3 protein-coding genes are annotated in these 3,451 nt (G+C 60.1%); all 3 read left to right on the forward strand.

Annotation, left to right across the window (positions count from 1 at the left end; all coding sequences use genetic code 11):
* Positions 1 to 261: 261 nt before the first annotated feature.
* Positions 262 to 1,449 carry an RNA-binding domain-containing protein gene (locus ABJK70_RS22155; protein WP_347259156.1) on the forward strand — a complete coding sequence of 396 codons (1,188 nt, stop codon included), beginning with the start codon at positions 262 to 264 and terminating at the stop codon, positions 1,447 to 1,449.
* Complete coding sequence (locus tag ABJK70_RS22160; RefSeq protein WP_347259157.1) at positions 1,446 to 2,429, forward strand: AAA family ATPase; 984 nt, start codon at positions 1,446 to 1,448, stop codon at positions 2,427 to 2,429. Before ABJK70_RS22155 ends, ABJK70_RS22160 begins: the two co-directional genes overlap by 4 nt.
* Before the next feature lie 54 nt (positions 2,430 to 2,483).
* The coding region (locus ABJK70_RS22165; RefSeq protein ID WP_347259158.1) for a DUF3375 domain-containing protein at positions 2,484 to 3,451 on the forward strand (968 nt) is incomplete at its 3' end.

The raw sequence follows: 3,451 nt of genomic DNA on the forward strand, positions 1-3,451 counted from the left end.
AACCGGTATCGAGGCGGCCAGCAAAGTCCGCTCCTCGCGGGGACTCCTCGTTCACGTCTTCGGCCGCCTCGCGGCTGCCATGTTCCTGTTGAACCAGTGGCCGGACAGCCCTTAATTCGCATTAAAGAGATAATCTTGTGTCGGTATACCCGATTTCTCCTTAGAATTACTGTTTGTTTTCGGCCCGGGTGAACCCTGTATGCCAACGCGCGGTAATCTCTCCAGTGGGTTCAGGCAAACGAAGCGTCGGAGGACCAAAGCATGTTAGGTCAAGATGAACTGCTCGCGCTGCTATCGGATCTCGAATCCGACCGCATCGAACGAACCCGATCAACGTCGGATACCGACAAATTCGGCCAAGCCATCTGTGCCTTTGCCAACGACCTCCCCGGCCATCGCCGTCCCGGCTATCTCCTGATAGGGGTCAATGACGACGGATCTCTTTCAGGACTGACCGTTACCGACGAGTTGCTCAAGAATCTCGGCGCCATCCGTTCCGATGGAAACGTACTGCCGCAACCGGCAATGAATGTATTCAAGTTCGCATTGCAGGGCGGCGATGTGGCGGTCGTCGAGGTGTTGCCCTCCGACTTGCCCCCCGTAAGGTACAAGGGGCGGGTCCATATCCGTGTTGGTCCGCGCAAAGGCCTTGCCAACGAGCAGGAAGAACGTTTGTTATCCGAGCGCCGCACAGCGCTGGCACGCTCCTTCGATGCCCGCCCGTGCCTGGAAGCGAGGCTCAACGACATTGCCTTGGGGCAATTTGACGCCTACCGCCGTGAGACCATCGACCCTGAAACGGTCTTGGCCAATCACAGGCCCATCGAACATCAATTAGCCGCCCTCCGCTTGTTCGACACCGAACGCCACTGTCCTACCCATGCGGGCATTCTTTTGTTCGGCAAAAACCCGCGCTTTTACCTTCCGGGCGCTTATGTGCAATATCTAAAACTGCCGGGTACCGATTTGACCGATGTGCCCGAGGATCAGGCCGAAATCTCCGGTGACTTGCACTCCATTCTGCACGAGCTCGAAAGCCGCGTAAGACTGCTTATCCAAACCAGGCTTCATACGGTAGGCGGTTTCGAGGAAAAATTGGTGCCCGATTACCCCGAATGGGCGCTACGGGAGCTTCTGATGAATGCCGTGATGCACCGTAACTATGAGAGCAACACCCCCATCCGCTTCTATTGGTTCAGCGATCATGTCGAAATCCTGAGTCCGGGCGGGTTGTACGGCGAGGCCACGCCGGAGAATTTCCCTACTCGCAACAGCTACCGCAATCCGATCATCGCGGAAGCCATGAAATCGCTGGGCTTTGTGAATCGTTTCGGCTACGGCGTTCAGCGCGCGCAGGCGCTGCTCGCGCTGAACGGCAATCCGCCGGCCCAGTTCGACTTTTTTGACCCGCACACGGTACTGGTCAAGGTGTATCGGAGAGCGACATGAAAACCGTGGCGTTTTTCAACAACAAGGGCGGCGTCGGCAAAACGTCGTTGGTATATCACCTGGCATGGATGCTGGCCGACCGCGGCGTCAGAACCCTGGCGGTGGATTTCGACCCGCAGGCCAATCTGACGGCCATGTTCCTGGACGAAACTCGCCTGGAAGAACTGTGGCCGGACGATGACCACCCGCAGACCGTGTACGGGATCATCCGTCCCATTCTGCGCGGCATCGGCGACATCGCTTCGCCGCATGTCGAAAAAATCACCCCGAATTTGGGACTCATCGCCGGCGATTTGGGGCTTTCCCGCTTCGAAGACAAACTCTCGGATGCCTGGCCGCGCTGCCACAACCGCGACGAGTCGGCTTTCCGCACCATGACGGCTTTCCACCGGCTCATTCTGGAAGGGAGTACCTGGGGAGCGGAAATCGTTCTCGTCGATGTCGGTCCCAATTTAGGCGCTATCAACCGCTCGGCGCTCATCGCTTCCGATCAGGTGGTACTGCCGCTGGCACCGGATTTATTTTCGCTGCAAGGCCTCAAGAACTTGGGACCCACGCTGCGGGAATGGCGCGAGGTTTGGGCGGAGTTGTTGCCGAAAGCGCCGCAAGACGTTCCCATGCCCCGCGGCACGATGCAGCCCGTCGGTTATGTCGTCATGCAACACAGCATACGCGACAGCCGGCCGGTCAAGGCCTATCAGCGCTGGATGGCACGTATTCCTTCGGTTTATCGTGAAGCGGTACTGACTGAGTCCTCCGCAAACAGCCCCAGCGTTGCAAATGATCCCTACAATCTTGCCTTGCTCAGGCACTACCGCAGCCTGATGCCCATGGCGATGGACGCCCGCAAGCCGATGTTTTTCCTGAAATCGGCCGACGGCGCCATTGGCTCCCATCAAGAAGCGGTCTCCGACTGTTACAGAGACTTTCAACGCCTCGCCCGAAAAATCGCCGACCGGGCTGGCGTCGCCATGCACTAAGGAAGGCAATTCCAACGAATCACAACGGGCGATTGAGCGCTTTCACGACCTGCCATGAGTTTGGATTTCACCACCCTCGACCTTCTCCGCCAGAACCATCCGGCCTGGCGCTTGCTGCGCTCGGATCACGCGCCGCTGGTGGCGAGTTTTCTTCATCGCGTGTTCGTCGCGCCCAATGTGCGGGTGATGGCGCAGGCGGATTTGGCCGAGGCGCTGGAGGACGAGTTGTTCGGGCTGCGCGAGCGGCTGGGGGAGGACGCTTTCCCTAAGCCTGCGCTCGAATACCTGAACGACTGGGCCGGCAACGACAAGGCCTGGCTACGCAAGTTCTATGTTCAGGGCTCGGACGAACCGCATTTCGATCTGACCCCAGCCACCGAAAAGGCGATAGCCTGGCTGGGCACGCTGACCGAACGGGCTTTCGTCGGGACGGAATCGCGGCTGCTCACGCTGTTCGAACTGCTCAAGCAGATGAGCGAAGGCTCCGAGACCGACCCCGAGGCGCGCATCGCAGAACTCCACAAGCGCCGCGACGAGATCGACGCCGAGATCGCGCGCATTCTGTCCGGCGACATCCCCCTGCTGGACGACACGGCGCTCAAGGACCGCTTCCAGCAGTTCATGGCGCTCGCCCGAGAACTCCTCACCGATTTTCGCGAGGTCGAGCACAATTTCCGCGCACTGGACCGGCGGGTGCGGGAGCGCATCGCGCTGTGGGACGGCGGCAAGGGCGCGCTGCTGGAAGAGATCATGGGCGAGCGCGACGCCATCGCCGATTCGGATCAGGGCCGAAGCTTCCGCGCCTTCTGGGATTTCCTCATGTCCAGCCGCCGCCAGGAAGAACTGACGGAACTGCTGGATCGGGTGCTGAACCTGCCGCCGGTGGCCGAACTCCGGCCGGACGCCCGCACCCGCCGCATTCACTATGACTGGCTGGAAGCGGGCGAGCACACCCAGCGCACGGTCGCCCAGCTTTCGCAGCAGTTGCGGCGCTTCCTGGACGACAAGGCCTGGCTGGAGAA

The sequence above is a fragment of the Methylocaldum sp. genome, from assembly GCF_039794385.1.
Classification (GTDB): domain Bacteria; phylum Pseudomonadota; class Gammaproteobacteria; order Methylococcales; family Methylococcaceae; genus Methylocaldum.